Annotated in this window: 14 protein-coding genes; 1 reads left to right on the plus strand and 13 read right to left on the minus strand. The window is 39.8% G+C overall.

Annotated elements, in window-relative coordinates; all coding sequences use genetic code 11:
- Window positions 1-113 precede the first annotated feature (113 nt).
- Window positions 114-476: a 5-carboxymethyl-2-hydroxymuconate Delta-isomerase gene (locus A379_RS01475; protein WP_040725180.1), complete on the minus strand. Its 363-nt coding sequence runs from the start codon at window positions 474-476 to the stop codon at window positions 114-116.
- A gap of 308 nt (window positions 477-784) precedes the next feature.
- Here A379_RS01475 and A379_RS12525 point away from each other — a divergent pair, with 308 nt between their 5' ends.
- Window positions 785-3,196: an EAL domain-containing protein gene (locus A379_RS12525; protein WP_081696301.1), complete on the plus strand. Its 2,412-nt coding sequence runs from the start codon at window positions 785-787 to the stop codon at window positions 3,194-3,196.
- Between the two features lie 67 nt (window positions 3,197-3,263).
- Here the strand turns inward: A379_RS12525 and A379_RS01485 are convergent, their stop codons facing one another.
- The 12 genes from A379_RS01485 to A379_RS01540 all read right to left on the minus strand — a co-directional run bounded on the left by A379_RS01485 (window position 3,264) and on the right by A379_RS01540 (window position 19,644).
- Window positions 3,264-6,209 (minus strand): insulinase family protein, encoded by a 2,946-nt coding sequence (locus A379_RS01485; protein ID WP_040725182.1) that lies wholly within the window; start codon window positions 6,207-6,209, stop codon window positions 3,264-3,266.
- Window positions 6,210-6,309: 100 nt separating this feature from the next.
- The gene (gene pnp / locus A379_RS01490; protein WP_040728507.1) at window positions 6,310-8,400 is read right to left on the minus strand and encodes a polyribonucleotide nucleotidyltransferase; all 2,091 of its coding nucleotides are present in this window, start codon (window positions 8,398-8,400) and stop codon (window positions 6,310-6,312) included.
- Window positions 8,401-8,725: 325 nt separating this feature from the next.
- Window positions 8,726-8,992, minus strand: a complete 267-nt coding sequence (rpsO, locus tag A379_RS01495; RefSeq protein ID WP_040725184.1) for a 30S ribosomal protein S15 — start codon at window positions 8,990-8,992, stop codon at window positions 8,726-8,728.
- 567 nt (window positions 8,993-9,559) lie between these two features.
- Window positions 9,560-10,051, minus strand: coding sequence for a Crp/Fnr family transcriptional regulator (locus A379_RS01500; protein WP_051144890.1), 492 nt, complete (start codon window positions 10,049-10,051; stop codon window positions 9,560-9,562).
- 35 nt (window positions 10,052-10,086) lie between these two features.
- Complete coding sequence (locus A379_RS01505; RefSeq protein ID WP_051144893.1) at window positions 10,087-10,947, minus strand: methyltransferase domain-containing protein; 861 nt, start codon at window positions 10,945-10,947, stop codon at window positions 10,087-10,089.
- Window positions 10,947-11,861: a tRNA pseudouridine(55) synthase TruB gene (truB, locus tag A379_RS01510; protein WP_040725185.1), complete on the minus strand. Its 915-nt coding sequence runs from the start codon at window positions 11,859-11,861 to the stop codon at window positions 10,947-10,949. The genes A379_RS01505 and truB overlap by 1 nt, the downstream gene beginning before the upstream one ends.
- Window positions 11,862-12,224, minus strand: a complete 363-nt coding sequence (gene rbfA / locus A379_RS01515; RefSeq protein ID WP_040725186.1) for a 30S ribosome-binding factor RbfA — start codon at window positions 12,222-12,224, stop codon at window positions 11,862-11,864.
- A 169-nt stretch (window positions 12,225-12,393) separates the two neighbouring features.
- Window positions 12,394-14,877 carry a translation initiation factor IF-2 gene (gene infB / locus A379_RS01520; protein WP_040725190.1) on the minus strand — a complete coding sequence of 828 codons (2,484 nt, stop codon included), beginning with the start codon at window positions 14,875-14,877 and terminating at the stop codon, window positions 12,394-12,396.
- Window positions 14,878-14,895: 18 nt separating this feature from the next.
- Window positions 14,896-16,383 carry a transcription termination factor NusA gene (nusA, locus tag A379_RS01525; protein ID WP_040725191.1) on the minus strand — a complete coding sequence of 496 codons (1,488 nt, stop codon included), beginning with the start codon at window positions 16,381-16,383 and terminating at the stop codon, window positions 14,896-14,898.
- Between the two features lie 52 nt (window positions 16,384-16,435).
- The gene (gene rimP / locus A379_RS01530; RefSeq protein WP_040725193.1) at window positions 16,436-16,891 is read right to left on the minus strand and encodes a ribosome maturation factor RimP; all 456 of its coding nucleotides are present in this window, start codon (window positions 16,889-16,891) and stop codon (window positions 16,436-16,438) included.
- Between the two features lie 225 nt (window positions 16,892-17,116).
- The gene (locus tag A379_RS01535) at window positions 17,117-17,767 is read right to left on the minus strand and encodes a 3'-5' exonuclease (protein ID WP_040725195.1); all 651 of its coding nucleotides are present in this window, start codon (window positions 17,765-17,767) and stop codon (window positions 17,117-17,119) included.
- Window positions 17,767-19,644, minus strand: coding sequence for a putative nucleotidyltransferase substrate binding domain-containing protein (locus A379_RS01540; protein ID WP_040725197.1), 1,878 nt, complete (start codon window positions 19,642-19,644; stop codon window positions 17,767-17,769). Before A379_RS01540 ends, A379_RS01535 begins: the two co-directional genes overlap by 1 nt.
- Window positions 19,645-19,733 lie beyond the last annotated feature (89 nt).

Raw genomic sequence — 19,733 nt, forward strand, 5'->3', positions numbered from 1 at the left:
CAACACAGTCAACATGGTCAACACAATAAAAAAGGGGAATTGAATTCCCCTTTTTTAATTGATGCCCCCACTATTGATAATCCCTATTGATAAACCCACTCTATTCACTTAGCCTAATTGATTGTAAGCATCGCTTTAGCGTAACTTTGTGTATGCATCTCTACGACTTCAACGGTGATTACCATTGAATGTTTTGCAAGCTTTTGAATCTCAGCTTCTATTGCATCCAATATCACTTGAGATATCACTTGTTTTTCTTCTTCTGTTTTTCCCTGATGCGTTCTACACTCCACATGAATAAAACCTGATTCCGCCAATCCCAGTTTATAAAATTCGGTGGCATGGACTCTAACTTTTATATTTTCAGCCTTCACTGTTTTGCTCTTAACTACAGCATCAAAAACAGAAGTTACCAGGCCTGGTAAACTCAGCTTTTCAAATGAATCTAAGCTGTATTCAATAATAATATGGGGCATGGTATTCACTCTTTATTTTGGATAACAGATTAATAATGAAAGAGTTTCATATATACTCAATACTAAGTAAGGTTCTAACACTGCCAAACCAACGCTTTTGTTAAGAGTATTTTGAATTTTTTAGATTGCTCACTAAATGTATTTTAATGTCGAGCAAATAGTAAAACATAATCCCAAATATATAGAAGATTATTCCACAATCATTCAAGGGGATATAATACGTAGTTCTTGCATGATATACTTATTTGTCCTGAATGATTTTAACCGAATGTTATTGAATTAACACAATTTAACACTTTAGTGAACCTATGAAAAGATACCTCAATCAAGAACAGACACTTCAGCGTTCATCGCACTTAATAAGTAGACTTTCATTGATAACCGCGGGGGTACTCGCTCTCCTGTTTATCGTATTTTTGGTGGCCTCATTTATGCAATTTAATGGTGCTTTGCATAAACACATAGACAAAAACCTACAAGGTATTACACAAAGTTACCAAAACCACCTACAAAGACAAATCTCTTATTTACAAGGCAGCTTACACCTTCTTCAAGAAAATGATGCAATTAAGCAGGCCTTTCTGCAAAAAAACCGCCAAAGCTTACTTGAATTAACTCAACCGATTTTTGAAAACGCTTTTAAACCCAATCACATCACACACTTTTACTTTACTGAAACCAATCGCACCAATTTTTTACGAGTTCACGAACCGCAACGCTATGGCGACAAAATTTTACGAATGACGCAACAAATCGCTCAAGAGAGTGGCAAAATCAGCACAGGCATCGAGGCAGGTCTTCTAGGAACATTAACATTACGAACCGTCATGCCATGGAAAAATCATCAAGGGCAGACAATTGGTTATATTGAACTGGGTGTTGATGTGCTTGAAGTCATAAATGAACTTTCTCGCATTGAAGGCCATCCAATGTTTATTGGGCTTAATAAAAACCTGTTTACTCAACAGAACTGGGAAGCGGGAGCAAAACCTTTCAATGAAAATCGCTTGCCTTGGCAATATAACTCAGACTTAGTGGTCTCTGCAAACCAGGACCTATCTTCTGCATCCTCCTTTGAATTACCCAATTTACAAAAAGTCATACAGTTAAGCGAAAAACAAAGCTATGAAAGTACATTTAATCCCGAAATTGAATGGCGCTCCATTCCGTTACACGATGTACTTGCTAACCCTGTAGGTTACCTATTTGTCTCTCTTGATTTAAATAGGTGGTCAAATAGCTTTCAACAGGAAGTGCTTGTCACCAGCCTCCTATTCATAATCATATCCATTATACTAACATTGGCAATGAACCACTTTGGTCGGCGTATTCGACATGCTGAATCGACCGCTCATGAGACCATTGAACAGCTTAACTTTATGGCATCCTACGATAAATTAACGGGGCTACCAAACCGTGAATTATTTTTACTTGAACTTGAACAGCACATTAAAGAAGCGCGTCGTTTTGACCATCATCTTGCCGTCTGCTTTTTAGATATCGATGATTTTAAAAAAGTGAACGACACGCTTGGCCACGCAATGGGGGATCAACTACTGATTGAGGTCGGTCACTTTATGTCTAAACAACTCAGAGAATACGACATCCTCTCTCGCTTTGGAGGTGATGAATTCGTTCTGTTGCTACCCCATACAAATGCAGAGGTTACAAGTCAGCTGCTACCACGCTTGCTCCTGACCGAAAAAACATTCGTAATTAAAGAGCAGACATTACATGTTTCTACGAGTATCGGTGTGAGCCATTATCCACAAGATGGTGAGTGTGCAGAAGAACTCCTCAAACACGCCGATACGGCTATGTACCATGCCAAACACGAAGGGAAAAGCCGCTTTCATTATTTTGAAGAAAAAATGAATCTTGAATTACATCACCAACATAAAACCGAAAGCGCACTTAGAGGGGCGATAGAAAATGAAGAATTTGAAGTCTATTACCAACCTCAATTTGACTTACATAACGGTCAACTCATCGGTTTTGAAGCATTGGTGCGCTGGATAACTCCAGAAGGACAACTGATCCCTCCTTACGATTTTCTTCCCATTGCAGAAAAAACCCGCTTAATTGGCCAAATTGACGATTATGTATTCGAAGAAGTTTGTCGCCAAACAAAACGCTGGCATAAACAAGGATATGAACTACATGTGGATATCAACATTTCAGGTAAACACATCCATGAACTTGATATAGCCGCTTATGTTAATGAAAAATTTGAACGTTATCAAATTGACGCCAGCCAAATTGGCATAGAAATTACAGAAAGCACACTCATTCAGGCCACTTCTAGTCTGGTTGAACAGTTTAGACAACTGCGACAACAAGGATTAACCCTATCACTGGATGACTTTGGTACGGGCTACTCTTCATTGAGTTATTTAAAAAACTTTCCTGTCTCAATTCTTAAAATCGATCAAGCATTTGTACGCGATGCCCCCTATGACAGCAATGACTACTCATTAATGAAAGCCATTGTCGCTATGGGACACAGTTTAGGAATTACCGTCATAGCCGAAGGTATTGAAACCATCGAACATGAAAACGTCGCCAAAGAATTGGGTTGCGATCGGGTACAAGGCTACCTTTATCAAAGGCCATTACCGGCTAATGAGATTAATATACAAGCTTTAATGAACCATGCTAGCCAATCGTCAGCACACCCACCCTACGGTTGTACCAAGAACCATAAACGGCTAAACAAGTGATTAATCGTCTTTAATCTTAATCAAGAATAAGGTGTTTTAGCTAACTAAAACACCTAAGTTAAACACACTATAAAGTGTGTATTTCAAACCCATTATCCGCCACAATATCTTTCATTCCACTGTGGGTTAACACTGCTGAAGAAGTATTTTCTGAGCTTAGATAACGTTCTGCAACTTCTCGTAATTCGTTAAGTGTGGTTGAAATAACCCCTTCACGATACGCCATACGAATATCGTGTGTACGACCATATAACTCTTGGTAAAAGGCTTTTTTCATTTCGCCTGCTGGTGAACCTGGTTTATCCATTGAACTAATCACGTTTAAAATGGCTTCATCGACTTTGGCTTGTGTGGCCTCTGAACTCATTAACCACTCTTTGGCACGCTTAAAGTCCGCATAAGTTTCTAATAAACGTGGGTCACGATATGAATAGAATACAAAAGCTGATGCTTCTGCGTTATAACTAGCACCGCCACCATAAGCACCGCCCTTTTCACGAATCACTGAGTGCAAGAAACCATTACGTAAACAAGCACCTAATACCGATAACTTAGCCGCATCTTCATGGTCTGACATAACCGCTGGGTAAGCCAGTGCACAAAAGTTCACCTGCGTACTGGTTATCCAGGCCTGGTTAATTGGCTGTTGATTAGCCGTAAACTCAAAACCTGGTATAGATGTACTGGTTTCCGTAGAACCCCGCCACGCAGATTGCATAGTACTTAGTGCTGAATCGATTCCCGTTTCATCACTAACGACTAAACCTTGTTTGCTGGACTGCTTGATTTTCGTTTGAATTGAACTTAATCCATCACTGAACGATTGCATGGCATCATCTGAATCTTGCAGTTCTTTATGTAATGTCTTAATGTACTGAATGCCCTTAAAACCAGAACGTTCAAACTTCCATTTAGCCGCTGGGGTAAAGTTTTGCACCGCCGCCATCATCGCTTGGCCATGCCCATTTCCCGTTACGCCATGATCAATCGAAGAGCGAATTTGTGAAACCAAATCTTTTAGGCGATTCGCTTCATTAAAACGCGCTTCATTCAATGTTTCATTGAGTAATTCAGCCATGGGTAACTGATTACAGTTCAGCGCTTTAGATGACAAAATAAAATGGCTATGACAACCGTTTGGTTCACCCAATTTAGAGTGAATACTTGAGCGAGCCGAAATGCCACCAGAAACTTCAGCTTGGTGAGATTGCATTTGAATGTAATCTCTTTGGCTTGTGCCCACTTCAGTTAAACAACTATTAAACAACGGCATTAACGCTTGCTCTTGTTCATTCAACTCTGGCAAATCAATAATTAACTGCTCATAGGTTAAACCATTGGTTCCACATTGATAGCTCTTCACCGACATATCCGCAATGCGTGAAATTTGTGCTGGGTATTGTTTGATATCTGCTGGAATATCCTCTTTGGTCACTTCTGGCAAAATACTTGGATCATCTTCTTGCGATTGACGCTCTTCTAAAGCCAAAGCCTGGTCAATAATCGCTTGTTTTTCAGCATCGGTTAGCTTGGCTTGAATGGCGGCTAATTTCGTTTTTTCAGCCTGTTCTTTTTTGGCCGAAAGCTCGGTATCTGGTTTCATAGTTAAACGAACACGGTGCGTATTATCTAACAATAATGTTTTTACCAGGCCTGGTATAAAGTCAGGAGACTTTACTTCATTTTCTAGTTGTTTTAAGGCTGAATCGGTATCTAACAATGCAATTGGGTCACCCTCATGCAGAGCGCCCGCTAATGAGTGCAAAATAAGCTGTAAACCGTAAGGATAACTGTCACCACCAACTTCACGTTGCGAAAGTTCTAATTGATGTAGCATCGCTTCAACTTGAGATTGCTCCACACCTTCATCGACAATACGTTGCAGCTCTGCTAAAATCATCTCTTCAATCGCTTGAGCGTGTTCTGGCTCAGAACCTTGCACACCCACCACAAAAGCCATCTCTTTATTTGACTCTTCAAACCCACAAAGTGGTGATGGCGCATTGGCTAAATTCGTTTCTTCAAGCACTTTACGTAATGGTGAAGCACTGTTGTCTAACAACACTGCTGCCAGTAAATGCCCGCGTAACACTTGCAATGGGTCTTGGTTTTGACCTAATAACCAACCTAAAACGATGTGTGTTTTCTTAGACACATCCTCTTCATCTAAGGCATAACTTGACTCAACCACTTTTGGTTCAGAATAACGAGGCTCCAATCCAACATGCACTTGAGGAACAGTATCTTTAAAACGCTCTAAAGCCAGGTTCTCAAACTGAGTTTGATGTTCAAATGCACTAATATCACCGTAAGTCATAAAGACCGAATTGGATGGATGATAATGCAGTTTATGGAAATCCAATAATTGCTGATGCGTTAAATTTGGAATGTCTTCTGGCTCACCACCGCTGTTATAGTGATAAGTGCTGGTTGGATACAGCTCTGCAGAAAACGCCTGCCAAAGTGTCGAAACAGGTGAACTCATCGCCCCTTTCATTTCATTGAATACCACGCCTTTATAGGTCAAAGGCGAATCTGGATTCGTCATCTCTTCAAACTCAAAACGGTGCCCTTCTTGGGCAAAATCTAACGCGTCCAAATTCGGAAAAAACACCGCATCCATATAGACCTGTAACAAATTCTGAAAATCTTTGCGGTTCTCTGTGGCAAATGGATAGGCTGTCCAGTCACTTGAGGTAAAGGCATTCATAAAGGTATTTAACGAACGGCGAATCATCATAAAGAAGGGGTCACGAACAGGGTATTTTTCACTGCCGCACAAGGTCGTATGTTCAAGAATATGTGCTACACCCGTTGAATCCATCGGCACGGTTCTTAAGCCAACCAAAAACACATTTTGAGGGTCATCTGCCGCTAAATGATAGTGTGCAGCTCCCGTTACTCTATGCTCAAAATGTTGAATTGTTAAATTTAAGGATTCAATCTCTTGCTCGCCTTTAAACTCAAATGCTGGATGGTTTATTTGTACCGATTGGGTTTTATTTTGCGTCATACAGTGTCCATTCATCTTTTTTATTTTATGTTTAATTTACAGGGATTATAAACAAAAAAAGGCTGCCAGATGGCAGCCCTTTAATGAGAAACTCTTGAGATTATTTCTCAACAGCCGTCATTGAAAGTTTAACGCGACCTTGTTTATCAATATCGGTTAATTTCACCTTAATTTCTTGGCCTTCAGAAAGGTATTTACTCACATCTTCCACACGCTCTTCAGCGATTTGAGAAACGTGTACTAAACCTTCACGACCTGGCATATAGGCAACAAAAGCCCCAAAATCAACAATTTTTTTAACAACTGCATCGTAAGTTTTACCAATTTCTGGTTCAGCAGTAATCTCAGCAATACGCGCTTTAGCCGCATTTGCAGATTCATCGTCGGTTGCGGCGATTTTAACGTTACCATCGTCATCAATTTCAATCGTACAGCCAGTCTCTTCTGTTAAAGCACGAATCGTTGCGCCACCTTTACCGATGATTTCACGTACTTTCTCTGGTTTAACTTTTACCATAAAGAAACGAGGTGCGGTTGCACCAACTGATTCATTTGATGTGCTAATCGCTTTAGACATCTCACCCAAAATATGCAAACGCCCAGCTTTCGCTTGTTCTAAGGCAATCTGCATAATCTCTTCAGTAATACCCGTGATTTTGATATCCATCTGTAGAGCCGTAATACCTTGATCTGTACCCGCTACTTTAAAGTCCATATCACCCAAGTGATCTTCATCCCCTAAAATATCGGAAAGAACCGCAAAACCAGACTCTTCTTTAATTAAGCCCATTGCAATCCCTGCAATTGGTGCCGCAATAGGCACACCAGCGTGCATCAATGACATTGAAGTACCGCAAACAGAAGCCATCGAACTTGAACCATTAGATTCCGTAATCTCAGACACCACACGAATCGTGTATGGGAACTCTTCAGCCGTAGGTAATAGAGCCGCAACACCACGACGAGCTAACATTCCATGACCAATCTCACGACGACCTGGACTACCAGTACGGCCACACTCACCTACTGAGAATGGAGGAAAATTGTAGTGCAACATAAAACGGTCATGGTAAGAACCTGTTAAATCATCAACAATTTTAGCGTCTCTTTCAGTACCCAAAGTTGTGACCACTAACGCCTGAGTTTCACCTCGCGTAAACAGAGCAGAACCGTGAACTTGTGGCAATACACCAACTTGACAGTTAATCGCACGAACCGTTTGAGTATCGCGCCCATCAATACGAGGTTCGCCCGCAATAACACGACCACGCACGATATCTTTCTGCAACTTACCAAACATGCCTTCGATTTCTTTGTCATCAAAACCTGTTTCATTGCTTTCAGATAAGGCTAGTTCATCCATTGCTTTGGCTTTTGCTGCATCTAATGCCGCATAACGATCCATTTTATCGGCAATAGAGTAGGCGGCTTCAACATCTGCACGAATCAAACCAAATACTGCATCTTTTAATTCTGTGTTAACCGCAGCTGCTTCCCATTCCCAACGAGGTTTACCTGCTTCTGCCGCAAATTCAGTAATTGCGTCAATCGCTACTTGCATCTGTTGGTGACCAAACATCACCGCACCTAACATCACATCTTCAGGTAGTTCTGCGGCTTCTGATTCAACCATTAATACGGCATCTTTTGTACCAGCAACACTTAACTCTAAGTCAGAAGTCACTAGTTCATCCATACTAGGATTTAGCATAAATTCATCATTGCTATAACCAACAATGGCCGCACCAATTGGGCCATCAAATGGAATTCCAGAAATGGCTAATGCCGCAGAAGTACCCAACATCGCAGGTACTTCTGTACCCACTTCTGGGTCTAAAGCAACAACCGTTGCAATGATTTGCACTTCATTTAAAAAACCTTTTGGAAATAACGGACGAATAGGACGATCAATAAGGCGAGACGTTAAGGTTTCTTTTTCAGAAGGACGACCTTCACGCTTTAAAAAACCACCAGGAATTTTACCCGCTGCATAAGCTTTTTCTTGATAGTTTACGGTTAAAGGAAAGAAGTCTTGCCCTGCTTTTGCAGACTTAGCGGCAACTGCGGTTACTAAAACGCGCGTGTCACCCATTCCAATCATTACTGCTCCGTCTGCTTGACGAGCAATCTCTCCAGTTTCAAGAGTTACCTGGTGCTGCCCATACTGAAAAGTTTTAGTAAACTTTGCCATATTTTGTCCTTTTAAATCGTTCATTAAGTTTCAATCTTAACTTTTACAATCGTCTTATTGTCTGAAACCTGAATCCCTAATGAAATGATTGAAATTCATACCATTAGGGATTCAGGCTATCGGGTTACAGGCAATCTATTTTTGCAAAAATTAAAGTTCATCCATTCTACTCTTAAACGATAAGAATTTAAAACGAAACAATCAGTTTTTTAAATCGCATCTAGCAAAATTAGAACGGTGGGCAAAATAAGAAATTTTAGACATAAAAAAACCCCGCATTGCGGGGTCTTTTTGAGCTTTTGAACTCCGTAAAGTAATTCTAAAATTACTTACGTAGACCAAGACGCTTGATAAGAGCTAGGTATCTTTCACCATCTTTCTTATGAACGTAATCTAAAAGCTTACGACGACGGCTAACAAGACGAAGAAGACCAGTACGAGAGTGGTTATCTTGCTTGTGAGTTTTAAAGTGCTCAGTAAGGTATTTGATACGTGCAGTTAAAAGTGCAACTTGAACTTCAGGTGAACCAGTATCACCTTCTTTTGTTGCGTATTCAGCAACGATTTTAGCTTTAACTTCTGCGTTAAACATAATGTTTACTCCATTGGATCGGTCTTAATAAAGATCCGCCTCCACAACCGATGATAGGGACGAATTCGCGTATTTTACTGATTTTTCACCAGAATACAATAATTTATCACTTATTTTTAATGAACCACGAAGTCACGAAGACACGAAGTATTTTTTAATAAAAAAGAAGCTTGCGAATAGCAAATGACTGACGACCAACAAAGAAAGTCAAATTATATAAAATCAATTTTCGAGTTAGTTCGGTTTTAAATAAGATCAGGTCAAGGCGTGAGTAAGGAGCCTACATACAGTAGGTGACGAACGAACAACACAGAGATGACTGTTAATCCACAATTTGCAGTTTTATTGCTTCTGTGGGTGGTTCAGTTCACGGCGGGAGAAATGAGCTTACGAGTAGTAAGTGACTGACGACCAGGAAAAAAAGTCAAATTATATAAAATCAATTTTCGAGTTAGTTCGGTTTTAAATAAGATCAGGTCAAGGCGTGAGTAAGGAGCCTACATACAGTAGGTGACGAACGAACAACACAGAGATGATCTTATTTAAAGCCGAAATAACCGATAAATTTTAGTGTTTGCCGAAACCGTGCATATAATGCCCTAGTGCTGAGATATCATCTCCCATATGACGCACTAAAATATCTAAACTGACAATCGCATTTTCTAAAATATTTACCACAATATAAGGCTCTTCTACTTTCAGGCGATCGTACATAGCTCGTGTAAGCTCAAGTACTGTAACCCCTTTTTTGCAGGCTTCCATACGCAGGTTACGTGGTTTTCTATCAAAGAATGACATTTCACCAATTAAAGTTCCTGTTCCTTGCTTACCCACGCTTGCAGAATCTTGGCCATCAAAGCTCAAAAACTGAACCTTACCTTTTATAATAAAGCCAAGCGAGTCACCCACTTCACCAGAATCTGAAATAATGTCACCGCCAGCGTACTCTTTTTCTTGTAAGAAATGCGTTAAGGTTTCTACGTCTTGTTTTGTCAAAGATTCACAAATCGAGTTCTCTTGAAAAAAGGTAAAAAGTTCTTTTGCTGACATTGAAATCATGGATTATTCTCCTACTACTCTGAAGTATGACTATTTTATGTTTTTGTTAGTGGCTTTTGTGCCAAAAATGATGCAACAGGTCGCCCATCATCTAAAGTATCTATTCTATCAATAATTATATTAAAGCCTGAAAAAACTTGAGCTAATTCAGTTGGCTTTAAAATAAAATTGGGATTTTTAGGCGAATCAAACTTTTCAACACCTTCGGTAAATGTTTGAAACAATACAAACCCACCAGGCCTGGTAACTTGTTCAATATATTCAAAAATATCTCTATTTAAAAAACGAACCATCGTGATTAAATCAAATTGCTGATTGGGTAAACAGCCCTCTTTCTTGATATCACAACACTTAAACTTTACGTTAGCACCTGATAATGCCGCTAGAGCTTTAGAACGTTTAAGTACCTTAGCCTCATGATCAATGGCGGTGACATTCATACGGTTTTTAGCTAAAAAGATGGCATCACGTCCACCACCACAGCCAATATCTAAAACGGCTGGACGAGCTTTTTCTTCGAGATTAAATTCAAGTTTAGTTGTTTTTAGTAAATCAACAAATTCAGCAACCAAGGCACAAGGCGACCAAAGCACCTTAGAGTTTGAACCCGATTCTACCAGGCCTGGTAACTTTTCTGACCACGCTTGCATGGTTTGATTAGAGTGAATGACCAAGGAGCCTGTGACGTCATAACCTTTACTGTCTAATAGAACACTGGCGGCTTCAATCTCGTCTTTACCACCAACCAAATAAAGTTTGGAGGGGGATGCGGGCAACGCATTAAGGCTTTCTGGTAAGATTTCCCAACTTAACCAAGTTGCGTTTTTGAGATGCCCTTGCTTGAAATCTTCAAACGAACGTAAATCGATAATGCCATCGGCTTTTGCAAAGACCATTAACCCGCTTCACTCTCTGGTAAATTAAAGACACGCTTGGGCTTTAATAACTGCTTTTCAGTTTGCCATTCACCCACGGCAATACAGACGTTATTTTCGTAAAAACGCACCAAATCGGTATCTGGTTTTGGCATTTCCAACTTACCACCGTGTCGAATCAAGTCTGCTTGTTCAGAAGTTAAATCGATACGTTGTAAATGTTTGATTGCAATGTCTAATGGTTGAACACAGGCATCAAGTTGTTGCTCAATCTCTTCAAGGGTTAACATATCATCACCCGACAAACTACCCGTTTGTGTACGGTGCAAGGCGATTAAATGCCCCACTGTTCCTAATGCCTTGGCGATATCCTCACCCAGAGTTCTAACGTAAGTGCCCTTAGAGCAGTGCACATCAAACACAATTTGGTTATCGGTAAAGGAGACCAAAAACAAACTGATGATTTTAATTGGTCGAGCAGGACGCTCTATCTCAATACCTTGACGTGCGTAGAAATAAAGCGGTTTACCCTGGTGTTTTAAAGCGGAATACATTGGCGGGATCTGTTCAATATCGCCCACAAATTTGGCAAGAACAGCTTCAATTAAATCGGTAGTTAGCTCTGGCACAGGCAAGGTTTGAATAATTTCACCTTCGGTATCACCCGTATCAGACTGTTCACCCAGTTTTAACGTCGCAGTGTAGCGTTTATCCGATTCTAAAAGTAACCCCGAAACTTTGGTTGCTTCACCTAAACAGATTGGCAAAAGCCCTGTGGCAAACGGATCTAAAGCCCCGGTATGCCCACCTTTTTTAGCATTAAAGGCACGAATCACTTTTTGTAAAATACCATTGGATGAATCACCCACAGGTTTGTTCAACAATACAATGCCATTTACGACACGCTTGGGAGGTCTTTTATACTGCTGAGTCATTTACGAATTGAGTGCCTTATTAATCAACTCTTCCATGTGCTGTGCATGCTCTGGAATATTGTCATAATAAAAACGGATATGCGGCACAATTCTTAAACGTAGACGTTTACCAATCTCTGAACGAAAAAAACCTTGGGCTTTTTCCAAGGCCGCTAAGGTATCCGCCACTTCTGGATCATTTTCATTAAAGCCCATTAAAGCAAAATGAACTTTAGCGACACTTAAATCTTTACTTATTTTACAATCAGTAATACTAATATTCTGAAAGCGCGGGTCTTTTACCTCTTGCACAATCAACTGTGCAATGGTTCTTCTAATTTCTTGAGCGACTCGTGTTGGTCTGCTCACAGTTTGATTACTCATAATCTCTTTACTCTTAAAATCAAAAAAGCCCCAATGGCAATCGAATTGATTGTTTCATTGAGGCAATTTGAATGACCAAATATGGGACTCAAAACCCAACTTACCAGGCCTGGTAAGTTGTAATTTGGTTAAACTGAAACCATAGTTGATAATTATACAAGCCTAACGTTTAGTCTAAAGTACGTTTCACTTCTACACGCTGGTAACACTCAATTTGGTCACCGGCTTTAACGTCATTGTAGTCTTTAACACCGATACCACATTCAATACCTTTTTGTACTTCAGGTACATCATCTTTAAATCGACGAAGTGACTCAAGAACACCTTCATAGATAACCACGTTATCACGAAGAACACGAATTGGGTTGTTACGTTTAACAGAACCTTCTGTAACCATACAACCAGCGATAAGACCAATTTTAGGTGCTTTAAAGACTTCACGAACATCGGCAATACCGACGATATCTTCTCGGAATTCTGGAGCCATTTTACCTTCAATAGCTCGCTTCACTTCATCAACGATTTCATAGATAACACTGTAGTATTTAAGACCAATCCCTTCGTTATCAATGATACGTTTAGCAGAAGCATCTGCACGAACATTGAAACCAAAAATCAATGCATCAGAAGCCATCGCTAAGTTAGCGTCTGTTTCAGAGATACCACCTACACCAGTTGAAACAATAACGACTTTAATTTCATCCGTTGAAAGTTTCGTTAAGGCATCAGAAATAGCCTGAATTGAACCTTGTACGTCCGCTTTAAGAATGATGTTTACGTTTTGAACGTCACCTTCCGCCATCTTATTAAACATATTGTCTAACTTAGATTTTTGTTGACGAGCAATCTTCAGTTCTTTGAACTTACCTTGACGGAACGTAGCCGCTTCACGTGCTTTACGTTCACTTTCAACGGTAATCATCTCATCACCCGCAACAGGAACACTTGAAAGACCTAAAATCTCAACAGGAATAGAAGGTCCTGCTTCCGTAATAGACTGACCTGAGTCACTGATTAAGGCACGAACACGTCCATATTCCATACCACAAAGTGCAATATCACCTTTCTTAAGTGTACCAGACTGAACAAGCACGGTCGCAACAGGACCACGACCTTTATCAAGGCGAGATTCAATAACAACACCTTTAGCATGACCTTCAGTAGGCGCTTCTAGCTCTAGCATTTCAGACTGTAAAGAGATGGCATCTAAAAGTTCATCAATCCCCATACCTGTTTTGGCGGAAACAGGCACAAACTGTGTGTCACCACCCCAAGACTCAGGAATCACTTCTTCCGCAGCCAACTCTTGCATAACGCGATCCATATTGGCCGCTTCTTTATCCATCTTGTTTACTGCAACAACAATCCCAACACCAGATGCTTTTGCGTGCTGAATGGCTTCTTTAGTCTGAGGCATTACACCATCATCAGCAGCCACTACGATAACAACAACATCCGTTACTTCCGCACCACGTGCTCGCATCGCTGTAAAGGCCGCGTGACCAGGAGTATCGATAAAGGTAACACCACCCATATCCGTATCTACGTGATAAGCACCAATGTGCTGAGTGATACCACCCGCTTCACCATGTGCTACTTTTGCTTTACGGATGTAATCAAGTAGTGAAGTTTTACCGTGGTCAACGTGACCCATGATGGTTACAACAGGCGAACGATGAACCGTTTCACCATGGTACTCTTGGTTAACAACTTCATCTTCAATTGTCACTTCATTGAAAGCAACAGGTTTATGCCCCATCTCTTCAACAATTAACATCGCTGTTTCTTGGTCAAGGATTTGGTTAATGGTCGCCATAGTACCGAGTTCCATCATCATAAATTTGATGACTTCACCTGTTTTAACAGACATTTGCTCTGCAAGAGCTGAAAGTGTAATACTTTCAGGCACTTTTACTTCACGAATAACAGGCTCTGTTGGTTTTTGGAAACCATGTTCATTATCCGCTTGAGCAACGTTACGCTTATCGGCATGACCTTTACGACCTTTACCGCGGCGAGCGTCAAAAGCACTATTAGCTCGTGTCGTTGTTTTCTTACCCTTACCTTTAGGCCCATCAACACCATCATTAGCCTTACGGCTCTCATGATGTTTTTGATCCTTGGCTTTTTTAGCGGCTTTAGAATGATCTTCCTTTGGAGGTACTGGAGCAATCTTAGCGATAGTCTCTTCATCCAAAGTCTCTTTTTTACCAGATACTTTTTTGACAGGTTCTTCTTCAACAACTGTTTCAACGACTGGGGTTTCTTCAACCTTTGTCTCAACAACTGGAGTCTCTTCAACAATCACTTCCTCAACGATAGGTTCTTCTACCACTGATTCTTCAACCGTTTCTGGTTTTTTAACATAAGTACGTTTTTTACGAACTTCAACATTCACAGTACGCTTTCCGCTTCCTGAACCTGCAGACAGATTCAATGTTTGCTTACGACGTAATGTCACTTTTTTAGGTGCATCTTCTGATGTTTCACCATGCAAACTTTTTAAATAAGTCAGTAAAGTACGCTTTTCTTCTTCTGATAAGGTGTCAGACTCTTTTTTACCTTTAACACCAGACTCGTTTAATTGTGAAATCAGTTTTTCTACAGAAAGGTTAAGTGTCTCTGAAAATTGTTTTATTGATACTTCGGCCATCGAAACTCTTCCTTTTTATTATTCAAACCATGGTGCGCGCGCTTTAAGAATTAATTCTCCTGCAGCAGCTTCATCCATTTCTACATACTCTAGTAGCTCATCTGTACCAAGCTCTGCTAAATCTTCTTGTGTAATCACACCGTTACTTGCTAATTGCTTAGCCATATCTTCTGTCATACCTTCAAGCGCTAACAGATCGTCGGCTGGCTCTGCCATAGCTGTTTTTTCTTCAGCTACAATCGCTTGAGTTAATAACGCATCTTTTGCACGTTGTTTTAACTCGCCAACCAACTCTTCATCAAAACCATCAATTTCGAGCATTTCAGCAGCAGGAACGTAGGCTACTTCTTCAACAGTTGTAAAACCTTCAGCAACCAATACTTCTGCAAAATCTTCGTCAATATCAAGTGCTGTAACAAACACATCAACTTGGTCTTTAGATTCGGTCTCATGCTTCTCAGCCATTGCTGTCTGAGTCATAACGTTCAGTTCCCAACCAGTTAGCTCACTAGCTAAACGAATATTTTGCCCGTTCTTACCAATGGCTTGAGAAAGTTGCTCATCTTCAACCGCTAAATCCATAGTGTGTCTATCTTCATCAACCATGATTGAGGTAACTTCTGCTGGAGCCATTGCGTTAATAACAAACTGAGCATCATTTGGATCCCATAGAATGATATCGATTCTTTCACCCGCTAGCTCATTAGTAACCGCTTGAACACGACCACCACGCATACCAACACATGCACCAATTGGATCTAAACGCGGATCATTTGCACGCACTGCAATCTTAGCGCGGAAACCAACATCACGAGCCGCACTCATAATATCAATCAAATCATCACTGATTTCAGGCACTTCAATTTTGAATAGCTCAATCAACATCTCTTTACAAGCACGAGACATAAATAATTGAGGACCACGCGGGCGGAAAGAAACTTCTTGCAGATAACCACGAACACGATCACCAATACGGAAAGTCTCACGACCAATTAATTGGTTGCGCATAATCACCGCATCAACGTTATCACCCATATCAAGAATGACATCACCACGATCAATACGTTTTACCTGGCCTGTTAAGATTTCTCCAACACGCTTTTCATAAACTTCAACCACTTTCTTACGTTCAGCTTCACGTACTTTTTGGATAATTACTTGTTTGGCAGTTTGTGCTCCGATACGACCAAAATCAATAGACTCAATTGGCTCTTCAATGTATTCACCAATTTCAATATTAGGATCTTCATCAACCGCATCCATTTCACGAATGTACCATCCAACGTTATCTTCAATGGCTGTTGCATCGTCAATTACTTCCCAACGCTGAAAAGTTTCGTAATCACCTGTATGGCGATCAATGCTCACGCGAACATCAATTTCATCGTCATGGCTTCTGCGTGTTGCCGTCGCTAATGCCGTTTCAATAGCGTCAAAGATGATCTCTTTATCAACACCTTTCTCGTTGGCCATAATCTCAACAACAGCTAATACTTCTTTACTCATTTCTGTCTCGCTCTAATTCTGTGTATTACTATCTAAAACTTCAAAATTTGGTTTAAAACTTAGGTACCACATTGGCTTTTTCAATAAATTCAAATGGCACTTCAAATAATTCGCCATCAATTTCAAGCTCGATGCCTGATTCCGTAACCTTGGTCATAGGGCCTTTAAAGCGTTTTCTACCTAAAACAGACACTCCGCTACGGACTTGAACCTCCTGCCCTTCATAACGTTTGTATTGTTCAGGGGTAAATAACAGACGATCCATTCCAGGTGAAGAGACTTCTAAGCGAAATTCGCTACTGATCACATCTTCAACATCTAAAATGGCACTAATCTGTTTACACACGGCATAGGTTTCGTCAGAATTGACTGTACCGTCTGTTTTTTCTATAAATATACGTAATAGCGTATGTCTCCCAGCAGGCATGTATTCCATACCCCACCAGTCAAACCCCATGGATTCAACGGTTGGTTTTAACGCATTTTCTATCTTTTCTTCAATCGTCACTTATTACTCATTCCAAGTATTCTGAAGTTTAAATAACAAAAAACCCCGTAAAAACGGGGTTTTTTAAAATTCGAACCGCCGTTACATCTCAGTAAACGACCCTCGATAAAACTTTTTAAAAAATCTGCGGGTAATTATATTCATTTTTGTTTAATTGTCAAATACTTATGCATGAATTTTTAGTTAACTTTGCACGAAAAACTGAATACTTCTTTCTATTAAAAGTTAACTATCTCTTTGTAATTTAACAAAAATTAAAGCGGTCATTAAGGCATCACTAAAAGCATCATGTTGACCGATATTGGGAATATCGAGTTTTTTAAGTATGGTTTCAAAGCGTAAATCAATATGCCCAAGAGGTTTAGCATAGCCTTGTGACCTAACCACTTTTTGATAATAACGTTCTGAAACTTCTATTTTAGGATTAGGCAATGTAATACCCAACCAAGGTTTAATGACTTGATTGACCATCGCCACATCAAACTCTAAAAAGTACCCAACTAAAGTCCCTCCTGCAATAAAATGCAGAAACTGAGTAATCGCCTCTTTTTCATCAAGAAGTTTATTACCCCCTTCACTTACATCTTGATTTCGTATTTGGTGCACAACAATACTTTCTGCTGTTATCTTTTTATCCTGACGAATCAATAAATTTAAGCTTTGACTGGTTAGCACCTGATTACCTTTAATCTTAATGGCGCTCAATGAGATAATTTTATCTTGCTTTGGGTTTAACCCAGTTGTTTCGCAATCAAAACAAATATATTCATCTTCAATAGCTGGTTCAAATAAAAACAAATAGGCCTGGTCTTTGAGTTTTTTTCGCAAACGGTTTGTTTTATAGCCTTGATAAACATTATTTAACCAGGCCTGCATTACATAACCTCTCTTAATTTAAAATGGTATGTAAGCCGTTTTTTAAACTCATCCACCACCTGGAAAGACTGCTTGAGTAAATCTTGCTGAAGATGCGATAAGTCATGCACTTTAATGTAGTTATCTGGATTCTCTACTAACTTAGACTCTTTTTGCTGCAACATAGATTCTAAACGTAAGGTATTTAAGTAATTTAGGGTTTCGCCAAGCTCTATTCCAAAACTTTCCTCAAACACCCCTTTATCCATTAAGGCTTTAATACGCCAATGGGTATTGGTTTCAGTCATTCCTTGTTCCAGGGCATAACAGCGAACACCATGCACAATTGGGAAGATACCGCCTTTTTTCAAGTCAATCTTTTTAACCCCTTTATCTTGCTCTGTGAGTAAATTTCCAAAAAAACTCACTGGTGTAGCAAATTGAATCGCAGGTAGGGCAAAGTGCCTTAAAAAAACAGGATTCTCTCGTATTTTTGCAGCGAGGCGTGCTTTTACCGATAACATCATTTTTTCATCGCCACTGACCGATTCAGCATCATAAAAAATCGCAATCGACATAAAATTTTCTAAATTTGGCTGGTTAAACCAATCGCTGAGTTGGCTTTTAAAGCCAGACTCTGATTGTCGCCAAATAGGGTTTGATAGCATGACATCTCCTGGACAACGAGGAAAACCAATTTCAATCATCGCATCAGTAAATCTAACAGAAAACTCAGCAAGCTCTCGCTCCTCTGTTTCATTTAACTCATTGCTATAAATGAGCGCATTGTCTTGATCTGTTCTCAACACCTGTTCGGCACGTCCTTCACTCCCCATAACCAATACATTCACGCTGTCTTTTAAATTCTCTGGCAATAAAAACATGACTAGTTTTTGTATCATCTTACGGTGCAGTTCATTCACTAATTTGGCTATATAGTGGGTTTTAATCCCTTTACGATTCAAACTACCTATCAGTGAATCTACTTGATTACCGAGTGTATTTAAATCTTGAACGTTTTGTGCTTGTTCTACCTTTAACAAAACCAATCCTGACTGATTGGCAAACAGACTCATTAAATCTTTTAAATGCAAAAAACCCACAAATCCCTCATCAGCTCTCACTACTAAGCGATCTATTTGAAAGCGGGTCATTTTTAGTAAAGCATTAAACAAAAAATCAAATTGATGAACTGTCTGTAAAGGTGAATTTGCAAGCTCAGTTAATACACCAGGCCTGGTAAGTTCAGTTGAATCCTGCTTGGCAATAAACTTCATCACATCAGTAGAGGTAACAATACCTAAAGGAGACTGGCTCTTCTGATTTAAAACAATACAGGCATCAGACTTGTTTTCCACCATTTTAGCAACGGCTTGTTGCAATGTTTGTTGCTCTTCAACTTCAACTAAAGCTTGTATGGGAGCAGAACATACGCTATCCATCATAATTTCCGTTGACGACGTGGCTTGAACCGTTTGATGAAGATGGTTTAATTTATCAACAATTGAGGCATTGAAGTAATTTTGAATGGCTGGATTATTATCAAATTCTTCTAAAAATAGCTCTCCAGGTAATCGATACAAAATCGCTTCTTCTAAAACGCTAAACTTAGTTTTTCCAACCTCTTTATTTTTTTGTAACAGCTCCCGCTCACCAAAGAAGCCTCTGGCACTGTAGTGCCCCAATAATGTCTCATCTAAATGCTCTGTCACTAACCCTTTAATCACAAAGTACAGGTAGTTCTGAGTGTTTGACTGAGAAGCCGAAACAGGAATAAAACTATCAACAGGAAAGTAGACTACATCCATACTTAAAGCCATGTGCTGAAGCGCTTTATCTTGAAGTAAATCAAAAGGAGGGATTTTTGCTAAAAATTCAGCTTGTTGCTCTAAAGCCATGCCGTACACTCTCAGACAGTCAATAATGACTTTATTTTACACATAAAAAAAGGGTGATTACCAAAGTAACCACCCTTTTTAAACAATAT

The sequence above is a fragment of the Thiomicrorhabdus sp. Kp2 genome, assembly GCF_000478585.1.
Lineage (GTDB): Bacteria > Pseudomonadota > Gammaproteobacteria > Thiomicrospirales > Thiomicrospiraceae > Thiomicrorhabdus.

Bases quoted from the DNA above. Each gene is read 5' to 3' on its own strand.
- A379_RS01475 (WP_040725180.1), bottom strand. From the start codon at position 476: ATGCCCCATATTATTATTGAATACAGCTTAGATTCATTTGAAAAGCTG.
- A379_RS12525 (WP_081696301.1), top strand. From the start codon at position 785: ATGAAAAGATACCTCAATCAAGAACAGACACTTCAGCGTTCATCGCAC.
- A379_RS01485 (WP_040725182.1), bottom strand. From the start codon at position 6,209: ATGACGCAAAATAAAACCCAATCGGTACAAATAAACCATCCAGCATTT.
- pnp (WP_040728507.1), bottom strand. From the start codon at position 8,400: ATGGCAAAGTTTACTAAAACTTTTCAGTATGGGCAGCACCAGGTAACT.
- rpsO (WP_040725184.1), bottom strand. From the start codon at position 8,992: ATGTTTAACGCAGAAGTTAAAGCTAAAATCGTTGCTGAATACGCAACA.
- A379_RS01500 (WP_051144890.1), bottom strand. From the start codon at position 10,051: ATGATTTCAATGTCAGCAAAAGAACTTTTTACCTTTTTTCAAGAGAAC.
- A379_RS01505 (WP_051144893.1), bottom strand. From the start codon at position 10,947: ATGGTCTTTGCAAAAGCCGATGGCATTATCGATTTACGTTCGTTTGAA.
- truB (WP_040725185.1), bottom strand. From the start codon at position 11,861: ATGACTCAGCAGTATAAAAGACCTCCCAAGCGTGTCGTAAATGGCATT.
- rbfA (WP_040725186.1), bottom strand. From the start codon at position 12,224: ATGAGTAATCAAACTGTGAGCAGACCAACACGAGTCGCTCAAGAAATT.
- infB (WP_040725190.1), bottom strand. From the start codon at position 14,877: ATGGCCGAAGTATCAATAAAACAATTTTCAGAGACACTTAACCTTTCT.
- nusA (WP_040725191.1), bottom strand. From the start codon at position 16,383: ATGAGTAAAGAAGTATTAGCTGTTGTTGAGATTATGGCCAACGAGAAA.
- A379_RS01535 (WP_040725195.1), bottom strand. From the start codon at position 17,767: ATGCAGGCCTGGTTAAATAATGTTTATCAAGGCTATAAAACAAACCGT.
- A379_RS01540 (WP_040725197.1), bottom strand. From the start codon at position 19,644: ATGGCTTTAGAGCAACAAGCTGAATTTTTAGCAAAAATCCCTCCTTTT.